The organism is Pseudomonas sp. MYb2, assembly GCF_002979955.1.
Classification (GTDB): Bacteria; Pseudomonadota; Gammaproteobacteria; order Pseudomonadales; family Pseudomonadaceae; genus Aquipseudomonas.
The window spans coordinates 86,147-107,268 of the sequence record NZ_PCQC01000019.1 but is presented as its reverse complement, the minus strand read 5'-3'; the positions used below and the strand labels follow the sequence as shown (position 1 = coordinate 107,268).

Here is a 21,122-nt window from a genome sequence, read left to right as displayed (position 1 = left end):
CCGCACGGAAATTACGCACGAACACGTATGCGGGTAGCGCTGGAAGCCTGACTGACATCATCCAGTCGCTCCACCGTATACGACACCTGCACCACCGTTTCCCGGTGCTCCCGCCAGAATCGGTGCGGCACAATAAACACCAGAGGCTCCCCGGCGGTTTCCCGGGTGATGTCGCGATCATCACGGTGATTGAAATACTCACCATCACAGCGCAGGTACACCAACTCGCCCTCCTCTGCCTGAGCATCGACGATGACCACCGTCACGCCATCAATGGAATCGGCGACATCAAGTTCGCCACCCTCCGCATCCAGAACCTGCGGTGCCGCCAGCTCGCCTCGAACGAGGGGAGCGATCAGGATTCTCAAGATCGCCGACTGCCTCAATTCACCCTCTGCCGATATGACCTGATAACTGAGGCTTACCGTTTGTCCGGTGTGCGAGGCCAAGTGTTCGTGGGTAATCCAGAAAGAAAGCTCTTCGCGAACGGCAAAAGCTTCGACCATCAACTCATCACTGAACGTCTCTTCACTTTTTGCACCTTGCCAGCCAAGCAGGATCCGGTCCCCGACGGCCATCCGTGCATACGGACGCACAATCACGTTTGTACCTTTCTCGACACGCGCCGGATCGAGTGTCCCGCCTACGGTCTCTTCGATAAGTGGTGCCAGCAGATCAGGTTCGGGATCACCTACGTTCAATTGCAAGCGATCAGATGAAATCGGCTCAGGCAGATTGACGCTGAACAGCGTCCAGTGAATTTCCACCGAGCCGCGTTCCAGCATGGCGATGTGCACACCCTTGATGACGAACACGACCTCGTGCCCCACTTGCGCGGCACTGACAAAACGCGAAGTTACAGATTCGTAGGACAGTCCATCAGCATCGAGACCGCACCAATTCAAGACCAGCTTGTCACCACATTTCATCTGCGGGTAAGGCGCAACCCGAACAAAGGCCTTGTCCAGTGAGGGATCGATCATTCCGCCCTCCAGAACTTCGAGAGCCGGCGCAGGCAAATGCCGGACGGTCGCAGCCTCCGTAACAGGCCATGGCCGATAGCTGAATTCGAGTGTCTCGCCTTGCACCCGGAAACTCAGTTTTGGCTGCAGGGCTGAATGGGTATCCAGCAATGAGGTATCTGTTGCGAGCGTCTTGCAAGCATCGGTATTAGCGTCATACATGGTCATTCGTGGCTCCATTCCCTGGATAAAACGTCGCTGATCACAACAACGTCGAATGAGAGCCATTAAATAGCAACGCTTGCGCTTTCGATGTCAGCCTCGACAACTCCATAGCGGAGGGAAATGCGTCTGAAGGCGTAAGGCACAGGTATTGAACCCGTCAAAATAGCGCTAAAGATTGCTGAATGTTCCGACCATGCCCGCAAACAGAGCTGAAATGTCGTACAGCTTTTAGTCCTTTTTCACTTCAATACTGCGGTATTTTCGGACACCGACTGCATGACAACGTGATTTACAGTGATCCGGCGGAATCACCTATGAACGTCTGGAAAAGAGGTAGGAACATGCAACGGAATGCAACAACTCGCTATCCCATCCTGTTGGTCCACGGCCTGTTCGGTTTTGAGCGGATAGGCCGTTTCGAGCTGTTCCAAGATGTCAAGCAGGCATTGCAGGGTGCGGGCAACCGAGTGTTTGTGCCGCAGCTATCGGCCACTCATGACAACGAAGTTCGTGGCCAGCAATTACTCATGCAGATCGCGCGGGTGTTGAAAGACACAGGAGCAGGCAAGGTCAATTTGATCGGGCACAGTCAGGGTGCCCTGGCATGCCGTTACGCTGCCGCACTGGCATCCAGCAGCGTCGCATCCGTCACTTCGGTCAGCGGCCCAAATCATGGCTCGGAACTGGCTGACCTGTTGCGCAAAGCGCTGGTTCCCGGACAGATACCGGAACATCTCGCCGAGGAAATCGCCACGCAGTTCGCGAACTTCCTGTCGTTGCTCAGCGGTCAACTCGCGTTGCCGCAGAACGCCATAGCAGCACTCAACGCGTTGACCACCGAAGGTGTTGCGCGTTTCAATCGTAAATACCCGCAAGGTCTGCCTCCTGTCTGGGGAGGGCAAGGTGCGGAACAGGTCAATGGCGTTCGGTACTATTCGTGGAGCGGCACACTGCCAGAAAATCCGCTGGCCAATCCTCGTCCGCTCGACCCGTTACATGCCGTGTGCCGGGCCTTTTCCGGACACTTTTGCACCGAAGCCTGGCAGAACGACGGACTCGTCGGTCGCTACAGCTCGCATCTGGGCAGCGTGATCCGTTCGGACTATCCTTTCGATCACCTCGACAGCCTGCGCAGGCCCAAGGTCTTGCGATCACTCACACCTGATCCGATCGACCTCTATATAGAGCACGCCATGCGCCTGCAGGCCGTGCACTTGTAAATCGGGGGCGAACCCACTGAATGGAACTTTGCCGAGAATTCACCCACTGAATCCGGTAGGCTCCACACTTTACTGAAATAGATCGGAGATTTTCCCCATGGCTAAAGCCACTGCCCGCCACATCCTGGTTTCCAGCGAAGACAAGTGCAACGAACTCAAGGCCCAGATCGAAGGCGGCGCTGATTTCGCCGAAGTCGCCAAGGCCAACTCCACTTGCCCATCCAGCCGTCAGGGCGGCGACCTGGGTTCGTTCGGTCCTGGCCAGATGGTCAAGGAATTCGACACCGTGGTCTTCAGTGCACCGATCAACGTCGTGCAAGGCCCGGTGAAGACCCAGTTCGGTTATCACCTGCTGGAAGTCACCAGCCGTCAGGACTGATTCGTCGTCCGATTGCTCTGCAACGGCCCGCCTTTTGGTGGGCCGTTGTGTTTCAGTTACACATACGGCTGGCGACTGGCGCGCCTCTCGCGTACAACTTGCGCTTATCGATTACCCGGTTCCAAGGCTGACAATGCGACTGGTTTTCCCAACATTGATGCTTACCGCCCTCGCCCTGCTGTCGGGCGCCTGCGGTGTGAATGCAGCACCGCAACACGCGCTGACCGTGTATGGCGAACCCGCCAAGTATCCTGCCGGTTTCAGCCATTTCGACTACACCAACCCGCAAGCACCGAAAGGCGGGACAATGCGCCGCTCGGCAATAGAAATCGGTCACTTCGACCATTTGCTGCCGTATATCGACAAAGGCATCGGCGTCACGCAGATCGACGGCCTGCTGTATTCGCCGCTGGCCCAGCGCTCGATGGACGAGCCTTACACCGTCTATGGTCTGGTGGCACAAAAGATCGAGCGTTCGGATGACGGGCTTTCACTACGCTTCTTCATCAATCCCAAGGCACGCTTCGCCGACGGTAAACCGATCACCGCCGAAGACGTGCGCTATACCTACGATCTGCTGATGACACAGGGCAGTCTGCGTTATCGCACTCAGTTTGCCGACGTCAAAGGCGTCGAAGTGGAAGCACCGTTGACCGTGCGTTTCGACTTCAAGAACAACGAAAACCGTACCCTGCCGCTGGATATCGCGACCCTGCCGGTATTCCCCGAGCATTGGTGGAAGAGTCGCGACTTCGCCGGCGGTGGCGGTTATGAACCGCCGCTGGGCAGCGGACCGTATCGCGTCGGCAAGGTCGATTCCGGGCGCAGCATCACCTTCGAACGCAATGCCGACTGGTGGGGCAAGGACTTGCCGGTCAGTCGTGGCCTGTACAACTTCGACCATTTCAGCATCGAGTACTTCGGCGATACCGACGTTGCCCGCCAGGTGTTGCGCGGCGGCGCCTACGACTACAACCGCGAGTTCTCCGCCACCGGATACTCGATCGGCTACGACAGCCCGGCGTTGAGCGACGGACGTCTGCAGAAAGCTCACCTGGCCACCGAGGCCCCGCAATCGGCCCAGGGTTTTGTGTTCAATCTGCAAAAACCGATGTTCCAGGACCGTCGTGTGCGTCAGGCGCTGGCCATGCTTTGGGATTTCGAATGGAGCAATCGGCAGATGATGCGCAACCTGTACATCCGTCAGCAAAGCTACTTCTCCAACACCGACCTCGCCGCGGGAAATTTACCCGATGCCGCCGAGTTGAAAATCCTTGAACCGCTGCGTGGACAGATCCCCGACGAAGTCTTCACGAAAGTCTTCCAAGCGCCGAAAACCGATGGCAGCGGCATCATCCGCGACAAACAACTGCAAGCCCTCGAACTGCTTGAACAGGCTGGCTGGAAACCGGACGGCGATCAACTGGTGAATGCTGAAGGTGAGCCCCTGAGTTTCACGTTTCTGGTCAGTCAGAACGGCATGGATCGCCTGCTGCTTCCGTACAAGCGCACATTGAAGCAGATCGGCATCGACCTCAACATCCGCCGGATCGACTCCTCGCAGTACGTCAATCGCCTGATGAGCCGCGACTACGACATGATCGTCACTGGCTATCCGGTCACCACCGCGCCTGGAGGCGAGCTGCTCAACTACTTCGGTTCCGCGTCGGCCAACGATCCGGGGGCCAACAACTACATGGTCCTGAAAAACCCGGCAGTCGACACGTTGATCAACGGACTGATCCGCGCCTCTACCCAATCGGACATGCTGCATTACGCGCACGCCCTCGACCGGGTGTTGCAATGGAATTACTACTGGATTCCCAATTACTACCCGCCAGGCACGTCGACCGTCTGGTGGAACCGCTTTGGCATACCGACAGTTCAAGCCAGCAATGACGAAGCCATCGATAGCTGGTGGGAGATCAGCAGCACGGCGCTGACCAATCAACAGATGACCGCTGAAAAAATCAGTCGAAGCAGACCCGGAGGGCCGCACTGATGTGGGCTTACATACTACGGCGCCTGCTGCTGATCATTCCGACGCTGGTGATTATCCTGCTGGTCAATTTCGTCATCATCCAGGCCGCGCCGGGTGGCCCGGTGGAGCAGGCCATTGCGCACCTGCAAGGGATCGGCGGTGGCAATGTCGGCGGCGGTTCCAGCGAAACCATGAGCAGTACCTCTCGGGCGAGTCGTGGCCTCGATCCGCAACTGATCAAGGATATCGAAAAACAGTACGGTTTCGACAAGCCGGCCCATGAACGCTTGTGGCTGATGCTGAAAAACTACGCGCAGCTGGACTTCGGCAAAAGCTTCTTCAGAGGCGCCACGGTCACCGACCTGATTCTCGAAAAAATGCCGGTAACCCTTTCACTCGGACTCTGGGCCACGCTGATCACCTATCTGGTGTCGATCCCGCTGGGCATTCGCAAAGCCGTGCACCACGGCAGCCATTTCGATATCTGGAGCAGCACGGCAATCATCATCGGTTATGCGATGCCGGCGTTTCTGTTTGCGATGTTCCTGATCGTGGTGTTTGCCGGTGGTACGTCGTTGAACTGGTTTCCGGTGCGCGGACTGGTCTCGGACAACTTTGATTCGCTGTCGACCCTGGGCAAGATCGCCGACTACTTCTGGCACCTGGTGCTGCCGGTGACTGCGCTGGTCATCGGCGGCTTTGCAACGTTGACGATCCTCACCAAAAACTCGTTCCTCAATGAAATCACGCGTCAGTATGTGGTCACGGCTCGCGCCAAAGGCTTGAGCGAACGCCGCGTGCTGTACGGGCATGTGTTTCGTAACGCAATGCTGCTGGTGGTCTCGGGCATTCCCCAGGCGTTCATCAGCGTGTTCTTTGCCGGCTCGTTGCTGATTGAAGTGATTTTCTCTCTCGACGGTCTCGGCCGCATGAGTTACGAGGCGGCAGTATCGCGGGACTATCCGGTGGTGTTCGGTTCGCTGTTCATCTTCACCCTGTTCGGCCTGCTGATAAAACTGATCGGCGACCTCTGCTACACCTTGGTCGACCCGCGTATCGACTTCGCCGCGAGGAATGCCTGATGTTCAAGCTCTCGCCGCTGGGTCGCCGGCGTTTCGAACGTTTCAAGAAAAACCGCCGGGGCTGGTGGTCGTTGTGGCTGTTTATCGGTCTGTTTGTGCTGACGCTGGGCGGCGAACTGATCGCCAACGACAAGCCGTTGGTGGTCAGTTATCAGGGCCAGTGGTACTTCCCGGTATTCAAGCGCCACACCGAACAGGAGTTCGGTGGCCAATTGCCGTTTCAGGCCGATTACCGCAGTGACTATGTGCAGAACCTGATTCGCAAGGACGGCGGCTGGCTGCTGTTTCCACCGATTCCGTTCAGTGACGACACGCCAAACTACGACCTCAACAAACCGGCACCAAGCCCACCGACGGGCGTCAACTGGCTGGGCACCGACGATCAGGCGCGAGACGTGTTGGCGCGGGTGATTTTCGGTGCGCGCGTATCGATTCTGTTCGCTTTGATGCTGACATTCGTCAGTGCGCTGATTGGCATTGCGGCCGGTGCGTTACAGGGCTATTACGGTGGCTGGGTCGACCTGCTCGGACAGCGTTTGCTCGAGGTCTGGTCAGGGTTGCCGGTGCTGTACCTGCTGATCATCCTCTCGGGCTTCGTCGAGCCGAACTTCTGGTGGCTGTTGGGGATCATGGCGCTGTTTTCATGGTTGGCGCTGGTTGATGTGGTACGTGCCGAGTTTCTCCGTGGGCGCAATCTGGAATACGTCAAAGCTGCGCGCGCATTGGGCCTGACTGACCGCAAAGTGATTGTCCGGCACATTCTGCCGAATGCCATGAACGCGACGCTGAGTTATCTGCCGTTCATTCTGACGGGGGCAATCTCGACACTGACCGCACTGGATTTCCTTGGTTTCGGCATGCCTGCCGGCAGCGCTTCGCTGGGCGAACTGATCGGTCAGGGCAAGCAGAACCTGCAGGCGCCCTGGCTGGGGTTGACGGCGTTTTTCACCCTGGCGCTGATCCTTTCCTTACTGGTGTTCATCGGCGAAGCGCTGCGTGACGCGTTCGACCCACGATCCTGAAGCGTGACCATGACTGACAACCTGATTGAAATTCGTAACCTCAATGTCGCTTTCCATGGCCAGAACGTGGTGCGCGACCTGTGCCTGGATATTCGTCCCGGCGAGTGCCTGGCACTGGTCGGCGAATCAGGCTCGGGCAAATCGGTGACCGCGCATTCGATTCTGCAACTACTGCCTGAAGGCGATGCACAAACCACTGGCAGCATTCGTTATCGTGGCCAGGAACTGGTGGGGGCCGACCCGAAGGTGTTGCGTGAACTGCGCGGCAACCGTATAGCGATGATCTTTCAAGAGCCGATGACCTCGCTCAATCCGCTGCATACCATCGAAAAACAGATAGGCGAAACCCTGTTGCTCCACCGTGGCCTTGGCGGCAAGGCGGCACGGTTACGCATCCTTGAATTGCTCGGCCTGGTCGGCATCCAGAAACCCGAGGAGCGGCTCAAGGCTTATCCGCATCAGTTGTCCGGCGGCCAACGGCAACGCGTCATGATCGCCATGGCGTTGGCCTGCGAACCGGAACTGTTGATTGCCGACGAGCCAACCACCGCACTCGATGTGACGGTGCAGCGCAAGATCCTGCTGCTGCTCAAATCCCTGCAACAACGTTTGGGCATGTCCCTGCTGTTGATCAGTCACGACCTCAATCTGGTGCGCAGCATCGCTCAGCGCGTCTGCGTAATGAAGGCCGGGCAGATTGTCGAGCAGGCACCGTGCGAAACGCTGTTTACCGAGCCGAAACACCCTTACAGTTGCGTGCTGCTCAACGCCGAACCCGACGGCCAAGCGTTGCCCCGTGATGAGCGTGAGAATGTTCTGCAAGTCGAAGACCTTAAAGTCGAGTTTGTCATCGGTGGCGGGCTGTTTCAGCGCAAGCAATACCTGCGTGCAGTGGACGGCATCAGCCTGAGTATCCAGCGCGGCAAGACTCTGGGCATCGTCGGTGAATCCGGTTCGGGAAAATCGACATTGGGTCAGGCGATCCTGCGCCTGCTCGATTCCGAGGGCAGTATCCGTTTCCAGGGCACCGCGCTCGATGGTTTGGACCAGAAGCAACTGCGGCCTTGGCGGCGACAGATGCAGGTGGTGTTTCAGGACCCGTTCGGTAGTCTCAGCCCGCGCATGTCGGTGGCGCAAATCATCAGCGAAGGGCTTGAGGTGCATTGCGAGTCAACGGCCAATGAGTGTGATGAGCAAGTGATCCGCGTACTCAAGGAAGTCGGCCTCGACCCCGAAAGCCGCCATCGCTACCCACACGAGTTTTCCGGCGGTCAGCGACAACGCATTGCGATCGCTCGGGCGCTGGTACTGAAACCGGCGCTGATCCTGCTCGACGAACCAACTTCGGCACTCGATCGCACGGTGCAGAAACAAGTGGTCGCCCTGCTCCGTGATCTTCAGGAAAAGCATGGCCTGACGTATCTGTTCATCAGTCATGACCTGGCGGTGGTACGCGCCCTCGCCCACGACATGATCGTGATCAAGGATGGCCAAGTGGTCGAACGCGGTGCCAGTCATGAGGTGTTCGATGCGCCACAGCATCCGTATACCCGAGAGCTGTTGGCGGCGGCACATCCGCGCCAGGCATGATCGGCGCCAGACGTAAAACCGAGTCGCGGCCATCGCTGGCAAGCCCGCTCCCACAGGTTTCACGGGTGCGCACCCCATCTGTGAACAATCGCGAACCTTATGGGAGCTGGCTTGCCAGCGATGAGGCCGCCATTAACAACCCGAATTCCGGATCTGTCTGCACATGAACTCCACCGAAAGCCTCAAGGACTACCAACGGGTGCGCACCCTGGCGATCCGCTCGCTGTTCGAGATCATCGAGCAATCGAGCGAAGGCACGGTGATTGTCGATCGTGATGCCAACATCGTCTGGATGAACGAGCGTTACGCCCGTCGCTTTGGCCTCGAGTCCGCTGCCGGAGCCATCGGCAAACCCTGCGAAAGCGTGATCCCCGGCAGCCTGCTGCGCGAAGTGGTGCGCACCGGGCGGCCAATCCTGCTGGACATGCAGGACACCCCGAAAGAGCCGCTGGTGGTGATGCGTCTGCCGATCCACGATGATGCTGGCAGCGTCATCGGCGCCATCGGTTTTGCCCTGTTCGATGAATTACGCACCTTGTCGCCGATGCTCAAGCGCTACCTGAGCATGCAGGAAGAACTGGCCTCGACGCGTTCGCTGCTGCGCGCCCGCCAGACCAAATACAACTTCGCCCACTTCATCGGCACCAGCGCGGCCAGCCTTGAAGTCAAACGTCGTGCGCGACGCAGTGCCAGCGCCGATTCGCCGGTATTGCTGCTCGGCGAAACCGGCACCGGCAAGGAGTTGCTCGCGCAAGCGATCCACAGTGCTTCGCCACGGGCGCACAAGGCGTTCGTCAGCATCAACAGCGCGGCGATTCCCGAGGCATTGCTGGAAGCGGAATTTTTCGGCACCGCACCGGGCGCGTTTACCGGCGCCGACCGCAAGGGCCGCACCGGTAAACTGCAGATTGCCCAGGGTGGCACACTGTTTCTCGACGAGATCGGTGACATGCCGCTGCCGTTGCAAAGCAAGCTGCTGCGCGTACTGCAGGAAAAAGAGTTTGAACCGGTCGGCTCCAACGAGGTGATCCAGAGCGATGTGCGAGTGATTGCCGCGACGTCGACGGATCTGCAAGCGGCGATCAAACGCGGCGAGTTCCGCGCCGACTTGTATTACCGCCTCAACGTACTGCCGATCCAGGTGCCGCCATTGCGCGAGCGTCTTGATGATCTGCCGGCACTGAGCGAAGCGATTCTGGAAGAACTGCGCAGCCAGCACGAATTGCACCACGATGCGCTGCAACTGCTCGGCCAGCATGCCTGGCCGGGAAACATTCGCGAACTGCGCAATGTATTGGAACGGGCGGCGTTGCTTAGCGATGACCTGATGCTGACAGAGAGCGATATTCGCGCCGCCATCGGCACGTTGACTCAGGTTGAGCGCAGCTCTGCGCCTACGATTGAAACGCTGCCCGTGGAAACCTATGCGCAGGCTCGCGAGCGCTTTGATCGGCAGTTGATCCAGTCAACGCTGGCGCAGTGCGCGGGGAAAGTGCCGGCAGCGGCGGCAAGGTTGGGGCTTGGGCGGTCGACGTTGTATAAGAAAATGGTTGCGTTGGGGATTGCCGAGTCTCAATAACGAGACTTGATCTCTGATTTGAGATTATCCATTTAAAGATCAAAAGATCGCAGCCTTCGGCAGCTCCTACGGAGGTTCATCCAATCCAGTGTAGGAGCTGCCGAAGGCTGCGATCTTTTGATCTGCCGAAAAAGTCTCCAAACGGAGACAACCCATTGAAACACGCCCCACAAAAACACCTAATATCTTTATATTTCAATAACTTATATACCTGGCACAAATCTCGCTTTAGCCTCTCCTGCACCCGTTTCAACCACAAAAATAACAATTCTGGAGAGACACACCATGAGTGTGATCATTGCCTTGGCAGCCCTCGCGCTGCTGATGCTCGCGGCCTACCGTGGCTACAGCGTTATTCTCTTTGCACCGATCGCCGCCCTCGGCGCCGTGCTGCTGACCGATCCTTCTGCCGTCGCCCCAGCCTTTACCGGGGTGTTCATGGAGAAAATGGTCGGCTTCATCAAATTGTATTTCCCGGTATTCCTGCTCGGTGCGGTGTTCGGCAAACTCATTGAGCTGTCGGGCTTCTCACGCTCGATTGTCGCTGCCGCCATTCGTCTGCTCGGGACCAAACAGGCGATGCTGGTGATCGTACTGGTCTGCGCCCTGCTCACCTACGGTGGTGTGTCGCTGTTTGTCGTGGTGTTTGCGGTGTATCCGTTTGCCGCCGAGATGTTCCGCCAGAGCAATATCCCCAAACGCCTGATCCCGGCGACCATCGCCCTCGGGGCGTTTTCGTTCACCATGGATGCCCTGCCCGGGACCCCGCAGATCCAGAACATCATCCCCAGCACGTTCTTCAATACCACCGCTTGGGCGGCGCCGTGGCTGGGCGTGATCGGCACGATTTTCGTCTTCTGCACCGGCATGCTGTTTCTGCAACGTCAGCGCAACAAGGCGCAGCGCGCCGGTGAAGGCTACGGGACCGAGTTGCGCAACGAACCGGAAACAGCCGAAGACCTGAAACTGCCGAACCCATGGATTGCGCTGTCGCCGCTGCTGGCAGTGGGCATCATGAACCTGCTGTTCACCCAGTGGATTCCGCAGTGGTACGGCAAGACCCACAGCCTCGCGCTACCGGGCATGGCTACGCCGGTTACCACCGAAATAGCCAAGCTGACGGCAATCTGGGCGGTGCAGGCGGCTTTGCTGGTGGGCATTCTGATGGTGTTGGCGTTCGGCTTTCAGGCGATTCGCAGCAAGCTCGCCGAGGGCAGCAAAAGCGCAGTGAGTGGCGCGTTGCTGGCGGCGATGAACACTGCGTCGGAATACGGTTTCGGTGCTGTAATCGCTTCGCTGCCGGGCTTTCTGGTCTTGGCTGACTGGCTCAAGCAGATTCCCAATCCGCTGGTCAACGAAGCCATCACCGTGACGTTACTGGCAGGGATCACCGGTTCGGCGTCGGGCGGCATGAGTATCGCGCTGGCGGCGATGTCCGAGCAGTTCATCAGCGCCGCGCACGCGGCGAACATTCCACTGGAAGTGCTGCACCGTGTAGCGGCGATGGCCAGTGGAGGCATGGATACCTTGCCGCACAACGGCGCGGTGATCACCCTGCTCGCGGTCACCGGCCTGACCCACCGCGAAGCCTATAAAGACATTTTCTGTATTACGCTGATCAAGACCCTTGCGGTCTTCGTCGTGATCGGCACTTTCTACGCCACTGGCATTGTGTGAGGTACTCATGACCACTCTTTCCGGCAAGACCGCACTGGTTACCGGCTCCACCAGCGGCATCGGCCTGGGTATTGCGTTAAGTCTGGCCAAGGCTGGGGCCAACCTGATCCTCAACGGTTTTGGTGATGCCACGAGCGTCATCGCCGAAGTCGGCCAGTTCGGCGGCCGGGTTGGCCATCATCCGGCCGATGTCAGCGACCCGGCGCAGATCGCCGAGATGATCGCCTACGCCGAGCGTGAGTTCGGCGGCGTCGACATTCTGGTCAATAACGCTGGCATCCAGCATGTCGCCGCTGTCGAGGAATTTCCGGTCGAGCGCTGGGATTCGATCATTGCGATCAACCTGTCGTCGGTATTTCACAGCACGCGCTTGAGCCTGCCGGGCATGCGCACGAAAGGTTGGGGGCGGATCATCAATATTGCCTCCGTGCACGGTCAGGTCGGTTCGACCGGCAAGGCTGCGTATGTCGCGGCCAAACACGGGGTGATCGGTTTGACCAAAGTGGTTGGCCTGGAAACCGCGACCAGCAATGTCACCTGCAATGCAATCTGCCCGGGCTGGGTGTTGACGCCGCTGGTGCAGAAGCAGATCGATGATCGCGCCGCCAAGGGTGTCGATCCGCAACAGGCGCAGCATGACCTGCTCGCTGAAAAGCAGCCGTCGCTGGAGTTCGTCACACCGCAGCATTTGGGCGAGTTGGTGTTGTTTCTGTGCAGTGAGGCGGGTAGCCAGGTAAGGGGCGCGGCGTGGAATATTGATGGTGGGTGGTTGGCGCAGTAGTCGGTTGAAAGACCGCGTTAACGTTCATCGCGGGCCAGCCACGCTCCCACAGGTGCAGGGTAAAATTGGAATCTGCTGACTACCTGTGGAGTGTGCCTGCCCGTGTCTGGATCTGAAGCTAAAACAAGAGGCAAACAATGTCCGACATCCTTTGGCAACCCGACGCCAACCGTATCGCCCAATCGCGCATGGACACCTTCCGGCGCGCGGTCAATCAGCGTCATGCGCTGAATCTCGACGACTACCCTGCTCTGCACCAATGGAGCATCGAGCAGCGTCCACAATTCTGGCAGGACATCGTCGATTTCTTCGACATCCGTTTTCACACTCAACCTGATGCGGTGCTGCGTGAAGGTGCACAAATGCCCAGCGCCGAATGGTTTCCCGGTGCCACCCTGAACTTCGCTGAACACCTGCTGCGCCGCCGTGACGATGCCGTGGCGGTCGTGGCAGTGGCGGAAAACGGCCAGCGCGAGCAACTGAGCTGGGCCGAACTGGCCGAGCATGTCGCCGGCTTCCAGGCCAGTTTGCAGGCTTGCGGCGTCGGCCTCGGCGATCGGTTGGCCGCGTGCATGCCGAATACCTGGCAGACGCTGGTGGCGATGCTTGCGACCACCAGCCTCGGCGCCATCTGGTCGTGCTCTTCGCCGGATTTCGGCACGCACGGCGTCATCGACCGTTTCGGCCAGATCGAGCCGAAGGTGCTGATCACCTGCGCCGGCTATCGCTATGCAGGTAAAGAGATCGACCAAACCACCAAGCTCAATGAAATTCTCCAACGGCTGCCAACACTGAAGCAGCTTATTGTCGTGCCTTACGCACGCCCGCAAGCGCGCCTCGCCGATTACCGGACACGCGCCGAAGTGACGCTCTGGGATGACTTTTATCAACCCGGCGGCGATCCGGATTTCGTCGCGGTGGCGTTCGATCATCCGCTCTACGTGCTGTATTCCAGTGGCACCACCGGCGTGCCGAAATGCATTGTGCATAGCACCGGCGGCGTGTTGCTGCAACACGTCAAGGAACATGGCCTGCATTGTGATCTTGGCCCCGGCGAGCGTTTGTTCTACTACACCACCTGCGGCTGGATGATGTGGAACTGGCTGGTATCGGCCCTCGCGGTCGGCAGCGCAGTAGTCCTGTACGACGGCTCGCCGTTCTATCCGGATCATCAGCGGTTGCTCGATCTGATCGACGATGAACGCATCAGCGTGTTCGGCACCAGCCCAAAGTTTCTCGCGACCCTGCAAAGCGATGGCAGCAAACCGCGCGACAGCCATGATCTGCGCAGCCTGAAAACCCTGCTGTGCACCGGCTCGGCGCTGTCGCCGCAAAGTTATGACTTCGTCTACCGCGACTTCAAAACCGACGTGTGCCTGGCGTCGATGTCCGGCGGCACCGATATTGTCTCGTGCTTCGTCAATGGCAATCCGCTGTCAGCGGTGCGTCGTGGCGAAATCATGGGCAAGAGCCTGGGCATGGCCGTTGAAGTCTGGAACGACGCCGGTCAACCGGTGACCGGCGAGAAAGGTGAACTGGTCTGTACCCGGCATTTCCCGGCGATGCCGATCGGCCTGTGGAATGACCCGGATGGCAGCAAACTGCAGCAATCCTATTTCAGTCTGTTTCCCGGCGTCTGGGCGCAAGGTGATTACGCCGAACAATTGCCCAACGGCAGCATGATGATTCATGGCCGCTCGGATGCCGTACTCAACCCCGGCGGCGTACGTATCGGCACCGCGGAAATCTATCGTCAGGTGGACAAAGTCCCGCAAGTGCTCGACAGCGTCGCCATCGGTCAGCGATGGCAAGACGACGTGCGCGTGGTGTTGTTTGTGCGTCTGGCAGACGGCGTAACACTCGACGACCCTCTGCAACAGCAGATTCGGCAGGTGATCCGCGCCAATACCACACCACGGCATGTGCCGGCGAAGATAGTCGCGGTCAGCGATATTCCACGCACGATCAGCGGCAAGGTCGTCGAACTGGCCGTGCGTAATGTGGTGCACGGCGAAAAGGTCAAGAACACCGACGCGCTGGCCAATCCCGAGGCGCTGGAGCAGTTTCGCCAGCGCCCTGAACTCGACGACTGAATCCGCTCATTCCATCAAGCCCCACTCACCCGAGGTGGGTGGCGCCGGTGCAGCATCGGCCTGCAATTTCAAGCGCAGGCGCAGGTTGTTCACCGAGTCGGCATGCTTGAGCGCCTCGTCTTCGCTGATTGCACCTTCCAGCACCAGTGCGTGCAGCGCGCCATCGAACGTCTGCATGCCCAGCTCGGTAGATTTTTCCATGATGCCCTTGAGCTCGCCCAACTGATTACGCCGGATCAGGTCGCCGATGGTCGGCGTCCCCAGCAGCAACTCGACCGCAGCCCGCCGCTGGCCGTCCAGTGTGCGCACCAATCGCTGAGAAACAAAGGCCTTGAGGTTGTTGCCCAAAGCATGCAGCAACTGCGGCCGGCGCTCCTCGGCAAACAGGTTGATGATTCGCTCAAGCGCCTGATTGGCGTTGTTCGCGTGCAGGGTCGACAGCACCAGATGCCCGGTTTCGGCAAATGCCAGCGCATGTTCCAGGGTGTCGCGGTCGCGGATTTCACCGATCAGCACCACGTCAGGTGCCTGGCGCAGGGTGTTTTTCAGTGCGGCATGAAAACTGCGCGTGTCGACACCGACTTCGCGTTGATTGATGATCGACCGTTGGTGCCGGTGGATGTACTCGATCGGGTCTTCAATGGTCACGATATGCCCGCTACTGTGACGATTGCGATGATCGATCAACGCCGCCAGTGACGTCGACTTACCGGAATCGGTGGCGCCGACGAACAGGATCAGCCCCTGTTTGAGCATCACCGCTTCGAGCAGCACCGGCGGCAGCTTGAGGTCTTCAAAACGTGGAATGTCGAGTTTGACGTTACGGATTACAATCGACACCTCATTGCGTTGTTTGAACAGGTTGACCCGAAAACGTCCGATACCGGCGCGCGAGATCGCCAGATTCATTTCCAGATCGCGGTCGAACTCCTGACGCTGTTCGGCGTCCATCAGGGAATTGGCGATGGTCGCGACCTCGCCGGGTCTGAACGGCTGCGCACTCAGCGCCGTCAGCACCCCCTGAAAACGCGCACTGGGTGGCGCTCCCGTAGACAAGAACAAGTCCGAGCCGTGCTCCCGGGCAAAACGTGTTAACAGTGCATCGATTTCCATGGCCACCAGTACCCGCGAAGCTTCCAATATTCAGACATGCCCTGCTGCCGTGACGCAGCGGTACATTGAGCGTCTACCGTCCCTGAAGAATAGTAGACGCCGCTTAACGAACGACACGCAGGACTGACGCGATGAATGCCGTACCCACCCACGACGATGCTCAGGCGCTGATCGCCCGCACCGATTGGAGCCGCAGCCCGCTGGGCGATGCCAGTGCCTGGCCACAAAGCCTGCGCACCGCCGTGGACATCGTGCTCCACTCGCCGATGCCGATGCTGTTACTCTGGGGCCCGCAGCTCACGCAGATCTACAACAACGGCTTCGCCATGCTCGCCGGCAACAAGCATCCGCACGCTTTCGGACAACCGGCGCACCTGGTATGGCCTGAACTTCGAGACTTTACCGACCCGATCTACAGCGCCGTCCTGCAAGGCCAGGTGCGCACCTACAGCGAGCGACGCTTTACCCTGCAACGTGAAGGGCAGGAATCCGACTTCTGGCTGGATTTGACCTACAGCCCGATCCGCGATGAAACCGCGCAAGTGGCGGGCATTCTGGTCACCGCCATCGAAACCAATGAACGGCGGCGGATCGCCCTCGAACTCAAACAACGCTCGGAAGAAAGCCTCAAGGCCCAGCGCGAATCCGAGGAACGTCTGCAATTGGCGCTGGCCGCCACTGACGCTGTCGGCACCTGGGATTGGGACATCGGCGAAGACCGCTTCATCGCTGACAGCCACTTTGCGCAGTTGCACGGCGTCGATCCGGCCCTAGCCGATCAGCTGCCGATCAGCGCTTACCTGCAAGGCGTGCACCCTGAAGACCGCGCCATGATCGCGCGCAGCATCAAGCACTGCATCACCCACGGCACCGAGTACGCCGAGGAATATCGCCTGTTGCAGCCCGATGGCGAGTTGCGCTGGGTGTTTGCCCGGGGCCGCTGCTACAAGGACCATCACGGTCGGCCAGTGCGTTTTCTCGGCGCCGCGCTGGACCTGACTGAGCGCAAACACACCGAGCAGGCGTTGCGCCAGAGCCAGACGGAATTGCAGCTGATCATCAACGCCATGCCGATCCTGATCAGCTATGTCGATCGCGAAGAACGCTTCAGGCTCAACAACGCGGCGTATCTGGACTGGTATGGCCTGACACCGCAAGAACTCTATGGTCGAACCATTCGCGACGTTATCGGCGAGGAAGCCTACTTCCTGCGCGCGCCGTACATTGCCGAAGCACTGGCTGGCAGGTCTTGTTCCTTCAGCCTGTACACCACGCACCGCGACGGCAGCAACCGCCACGCCTTGATGAACTACTTGCCTCGTCACGGTGCGGACGGCGCGGTCAACGGTTTCTACATTTTCGTGATCGATGAAACCGAGCGCAAGAAAACCGAAGAAGCCCTGCGCAACCTCAATGAAACGCTCGAGGAACGGGTCAGCGCCCGCACCGAACAACTGGCGCAGGCCAACCAGCGTCTGCAGAACGAGATGTTCGAACGCGAGCGTGCCGAGGATGCGTTGCGCCATGCGCAAAAAATGGAAGCGGTCGGTCAGCTCACCGGCGGCATTGCCCATGACTTCAACAACATGCTCACCGGAATCATCGGCAGCCTCGATTTGATGCAGCGCTATATTGCCGATGGCCGCGCCAACGAGATCGGGCGTTTTACCGAAGCAGCAGTCTCCTCGGCCAATCGTGCAGCAGCCTTGACCCATCGTCTGCTGGCGTTTTCGCGACGCCAGTCACTGGATCGCAAGCAGCTCAACGTCAATGAGCTGATTCATTCCCTGGAAGATCTGATCCGCCGGACCAAAGGTGATCCGATCGAACTCAAGTTGCAGCTGGCCGATGACCTCTGGCCTGTCAGCACCGACGTCAGCCAGTTGGAAAACGCCTTGCTCAACCTGGTGATCAATGCGCGCGATGCAATGCCTGACGGCGGCGAGTTGCTGATCGAAACCGCCAACGTCTACCTCGATGGCAGCGACATCACCACGCTGGAGCCGGTCAAGGCCGGTGATTACCTGATGCTCGCGGTCAGCGATAACGGTTCGGGCATGACGGCGTCGGTCAGGTCCAAGGCGTTCGATCCGTTCTTCACTACCAAACCGATTGGTCAGGGTACCGGGCTTGGGCTGTCGATGATTTACGGGTTCGCTCAGCAATCGGGCGGGCATGTGAGCCTCGACAGCCTCCCGGGGCAAGGCACTTGTGTGCGCCTGTACTTGCCACGCCTGCAGGGCTTGGAGCTGGAACGCCCGGCCAGTGCGCCGATCCAGCAGCCGGCGCCGGCTGCAACCGGCGAAACCGTGGTAGTGGTCGAGGACGATCCTGCGGTGCGCATGCTGGTGCTCGACCTGCTGCGCGAGCTGGGTTATCAGGCCTTTGAGGCCGAAGACGCGAAAACCGCTTTGCCGCTGTTGGAGTCTGATCTGCGGGTCGACCTGCTGGTCACGGATGTCGGCCTGCCTGGCATGAACGGCCGGCAACTGGCGGAGATCGCCCGCCAGCATCGCCCAGGGCTGAAAATATTGTTCATGACCGGTTACGCGCAAAAGGCCGCCGAGCGGCAAGGGTTTCTCGAAGACGGTATGGACATGGTCGCCAAACCCTTTGCCATTGAGCTGCTGGCGAACAAGATCCGCACGATGATCAGTCAAAATCCGTGACTTGAGGCATAATCCGCGCCCCGCCGTCACCCCGTTATCAGGTATCGCAAGATGAAAGCCCAAGCCCGCCACATTCTGGTAAAAACCGCCGAAGAGGCCGAACAGCTCAAGCAACGCATCGCCAAAGGTGAAGCGTTCGATGTACTGGCCAAGAAATTTTCGACCTGCCCGTCCGGCAAGCGCGGCGGCGATCTGGGTGAAGTGCGGCCTGGGCAGATGGTCGGCGCGATTGACGCGGTGATCTTCAAAAAACCACTGCGTACGGTGCATGGGCCAATCAAGAGCAAGTTCGGCTATCACCTGGTGCAGGTGTTTTACCGGGATTAAATATCGCTTTCCTGTAGGAGCTGTCGAGTGAAACGAGGCTGCGATCTTTTGATCTGGTTTTTAAGATCGCAGCCTTCGGCAGTTCCTACAGGGATTGCATTCAGGTTCTGGGAATCAATGCCCCGGGCACCTGAATCACCCGGCTGGCCAACTGATGCCCCGCCTCGGCAGCCTCTTCCGTACTCCCGCCGAGCAGTCGACTGGCCAGATACGCCGCACTGAACGAATCCCCCGCTGCGGTGGTGTCCACCACCTTTGCGACTTTCTGCGCCGGCACCTCAAATGCCTCGCCATCACAGCGAATCAGGCACGCCTCGGCGCCGCGCTTGAGCACCACTTCCGGGGTGCCGAACTGCGCGTAAGCATCAAACACCGCATCGCAATCGGCAAAACCAAACAGTGCCTGTTCGTCATCCACCGTCAACAATGCCAGATCAACGTACGGCAATACGCTGCGATAGGCCTCACGCGCCTCGTCCACCGAAGCCCACAAGCGCGGGCGGTAGTTGTTGTCGAAGACAATCCGCGCATCGCGCTGACGCGCTTCGATCAGGGTCTGGATCAATCGCTCACGGCCCTTCGTACCGAGCACCGCCAGGGTGATACCACTGAAATACAACACGTCGTAATCCGGCAACGCCGCCAGAATCGGTTCGGCTGCCGGGGTGGTGAAACAATCGCGCACTGCCGCTTCGTTGCGCCAGTAAAGGAAACGACGCTCGCCGTTGGCGTCGGTCTGGATGCAATACAGGCCCGGCAAGCGACCCGGCAGGCGTTGAACCAGATCGAGGCCGATACCTTCGCTGGTCCAGATCTGGCACATGGCATCGCTGAAGCTGTCGTCGCCCAGCGCGGTGACGTAGTCGACCCGGGCCTTGTCGCCCATTGCGCGGGACAAGTACACCGCTGTGTTGAGCGTGTCGCCGCCGAAGCTTTGCTGCAGGCTGCCGTCGGCGCGTTGCTGCAGTTCGATCATGCATTCGCCGATCAGGGCGATGCGCGGGGTGTTCGGGCCCAAGGGGCTCAGGGTGTTCATCTTGTGCTGTCTCCGTTGATGCGCGGATGTCTGGGCGGGCCTCATCGCTGGCAAGCCAGCTCCCACAAGGATTCATGTCGCTCACAAATTTTTTAATCAACACTGAACCCTGTGGGAGCTGGCTTGCCAGCGATTGGCCGCGACTCGGTCTCAAGCTTTAGAAACAAGTCTCCATGCTCTCGATCACCGACAACTGCTCATCCACCAACAACCCTACACGCCACTTGTCGAACGTCAGACACGGGTGCGACGTACCAAAGGAAATGATGTCACCCACACGTAATTCAACGCCCGGCGCCACCGTCATGAACGCGTGCTGATCCATCACCGCCGTGACCTTGCAGGCACTGACATCATCGCCCACGGCTGGCACAACACCCGTCTTGTAACGCAACAACGGCACCGGCAAACCGGCGTCAAACGCGACGTCACGCTTGCCCAGTGCAATCACTGCAAAACCCTGTTCCGGCAGCGACTGCACATGCGCCCAGACTTCCAGCGCCGGGCGCAAACCTTCGTGCAAATCACTGCGACGGTCGAGCACGCAGCACTGCGCCTCCTTATAGATCCCATGGTCATGCGCCACATAACTGCCCGGTCGCAACACGCTGAGGAAACGCCCTGCCGCGTTCTGCGTTTCGAACGATTCGGCAATCAGGTCGTACCACGCCGAGCCCGAAGCGGTGATGATCGGCTTGGCGATCGCGAACGCGCCGCTGTCCTGCAACTGCACCGCCAGACGCACCAGCGACGCGGCAAACTGCCGAATGCCACTGACCGCGTGATCGCCGTGAATCACCCCTTCGTAGCCCTCGATGCCGGTCAGGGCCAGCGCCGGTTGGGCGTTGATCGCCTTGGCCAGTTCGATGACTTCCTGCTCGCTGCGGCAACCGCAACGTCCGCCAACGACGCCGTATTCGATCATCACGTTGAGTTTCACCCCGCGCGAAGCGAAGTAGGCACCGAGATCGGCGACGTTGTCCGGGTGATCGACCATACAATGGAAATCGAACGCGGGATCGACGAGCAGATCGGCAATCAGTGCCATGTTCGGCGTGCCCACCAATTGGTTGGCCATCAGCACGCGGCGTACGCCATGGGCGTAAGCGGCACGAGTCTGGGTCGCGCTGGCGAGGGTGATGCCCCACGCGCCGGCGTCGAGCTGACGCTTGAACAGTGCCGGGGTCATGCTGGTTTTGCCATGAGGCGCAAGTTGCGCGCCGCTGTCGCTGACGAACTTCTGCATCCAGCGAATGTTGTGCTCCAGCGCCTCGCGATGCAGCACCAGCGCTGGCAGGCTGACGTCGCGCGTCAGGTGCGCGCCAATGGCCGCGTCGCCCTTTTCCACAGCAGTATTGATGGCAGTCGTCATGGTCGAACTCCTCA

At 59.3% G+C, this 21,122-nt stretch carries 16 protein-coding genes; 12 read left to right on the top strand and 4 right to left on the bottom strand.

The annotated features are described in order from the left end of the window. Nucleotides 1-11 precede the first annotated feature (11 nt). The gene (locus CQ009_RS24635) at nt 12-1,190 is read right to left on the bottom strand and encodes a hypothetical protein (protein WP_224790831.1); all 1,179 of its coding nucleotides are present in this window, start codon (nt 1,188-1,190) and stop codon (nt 12-14) included. A 338-nt stretch (nt 1,191-1,528) separates the two neighbouring features. Between CQ009_RS24635 and CQ009_RS24630 the strand changes: the two genes are divergently transcribed. The 10 genes from CQ009_RS24630 to CQ009_RS24585 all read left to right on the top strand — a co-directional run bounded on the left by CQ009_RS24630 (nt 1,529) and on the right by CQ009_RS24585 (nt 14,591). Further along, nucleotides 1,529-2,407, top strand: coding sequence for a triacylglycerol lipase (locus CQ009_RS24630; RefSeq protein WP_064390249.1), 879 nt, complete (start codon nt 1,529-1,531; stop codon nt 2,405-2,407). A gap of 97 nt (nt 2,408-2,504) precedes the next feature. After that, complete coding sequence (locus CQ009_RS24625) at nt 2,505-2,786, top strand: peptidylprolyl isomerase (protein WP_007912303.1); 282 nt, start codon at nt 2,505-2,507, stop codon at nt 2,784-2,786. A gap of 133 nt (nt 2,787-2,919) precedes the next feature. Next, nucleotides 2,920-4,788 carry an extracellular solute-binding protein gene (locus CQ009_RS24620; protein ID WP_105708995.1) on the top strand — a complete coding sequence of 623 codons (1,869 nt, stop codon included), beginning with the start codon at nt 2,920-2,922 and terminating at the stop codon, nt 4,786-4,788. Next, complete coding sequence (locus CQ009_RS24615; protein ID WP_064390251.1) at nt 4,788-5,849, top strand: microcin C ABC transporter permease YejB; 1,062 nt, start codon at nt 4,788-4,790, stop codon at nt 5,847-5,849. Before CQ009_RS24620 ends, CQ009_RS24615 begins: the two co-directional genes overlap by 1 nt. After that, on the top strand, nt 5,849-6,871 hold the full coding sequence (locus CQ009_RS24610; protein ID WP_064390252.1) for an ABC transporter permease: 1,023 nt from the start codon (nt 5,849-5,851) through the stop codon (nt 6,869-6,871). Before CQ009_RS24615 ends, CQ009_RS24610 begins: the two co-directional genes overlap by 1 nt. Before the next feature lie 9 nt (nt 6,872-6,880). Continuing rightward, nucleotides 6,881-8,461, top strand: a complete 1,581-nt coding sequence (locus tag CQ009_RS24605; RefSeq protein WP_105708994.1) for an ABC transporter ATP-binding protein — start codon at nt 6,881-6,883, stop codon at nt 8,459-8,461. 163 nt (nt 8,462-8,624) lie between these two features. Next, nucleotides 8,625-10,040 (top strand): sigma-54-dependent Fis family transcriptional regulator, encoded by a 1,416-nt coding sequence (locus tag CQ009_RS24600; protein WP_064390254.1) that lies wholly within the window; start codon nt 8,625-8,627, stop codon nt 10,038-10,040. A gap of 285 nt (nt 10,041-10,325) precedes the next feature. Beyond that, complete coding sequence (locus CQ009_RS24595; RefSeq protein WP_064390255.1) at nt 10,326-11,717, top strand: GntP family permease; 1,392 nt, start codon at nt 10,326-10,328, stop codon at nt 11,715-11,717. A gap of 7 nt (nt 11,718-11,724) precedes the next feature. Continuing rightward, entirely contained in the window at nt 11,725-12,498 is a 774-nt protein-coding gene (gene hbdH, locus CQ009_RS24590) for a 3-hydroxybutyrate dehydrogenase (protein WP_064390256.1), read from the top strand. A gap of 137 nt (nt 12,499-12,635) precedes the next feature. Next, nucleotides 12,636-14,591 carry an acetoacetate--CoA ligase gene (locus CQ009_RS24585; RefSeq protein WP_105708993.1) on the top strand — a complete coding sequence of 652 codons (1,956 nt, stop codon included), beginning with the start codon at nt 12,636-12,638 and terminating at the stop codon, nt 14,589-14,591. A 6-nt stretch (nt 14,592-14,597) separates the two neighbouring features. Here CQ009_RS24585 and CQ009_RS24580 read toward each other — a convergent pair whose 3' ends face one another. Further along, a complete protein-coding gene (locus CQ009_RS24580; RefSeq protein WP_064390258.1) occupies nt 14,598-15,704 on the bottom strand; it encodes a PilT/PilU family type 4a pilus ATPase in 1,107 nt (368 codons plus the stop codon). A 131-nt stretch (nt 15,705-15,835) separates the two neighbouring features. Here CQ009_RS24580 and CQ009_RS24575 point away from each other — a divergent pair, with 131 nt between their 5' ends. Both CQ009_RS24575 and CQ009_RS24570 read left to right on the top strand, forming a co-directional pair. Next, entirely contained in the window at nt 15,836-18,373 is a 2,538-nt protein-coding gene (locus CQ009_RS24575) for a PAS domain-containing sensor histidine kinase (protein ID WP_105708992.1), read from the top strand. Between the two features lie 51 nt (nt 18,374-18,424). Beyond that, nucleotides 18,425-18,700 (top strand): peptidylprolyl isomerase, encoded by a 276-nt coding sequence (locus CQ009_RS24570; protein ID WP_007912322.1) that lies wholly within the window; start codon nt 18,425-18,427, stop codon nt 18,698-18,700. A gap of 100 nt (nt 18,701-18,800) precedes the next feature. Here the strand turns inward: CQ009_RS24570 and CQ009_RS24565 are convergent, their stop codons facing one another. Beyond that, a complete protein-coding gene (locus CQ009_RS24565) occupies nt 18,801-19,736 on the bottom strand; it encodes a sugar kinase (RefSeq protein WP_105708991.1) in 936 nt (311 codons plus the stop codon). Between the two features lie 157 nt (nt 19,737-19,893). Then, complete coding sequence (locus CQ009_RS24560) at nt 19,894-21,108, bottom strand: amino acid deaminase (protein WP_105708990.1); 1,215 nt, start codon at nt 21,106-21,108, stop codon at nt 19,894-19,896. Nucleotides 21,109-21,122: the final 14 nt, after the last annotated feature.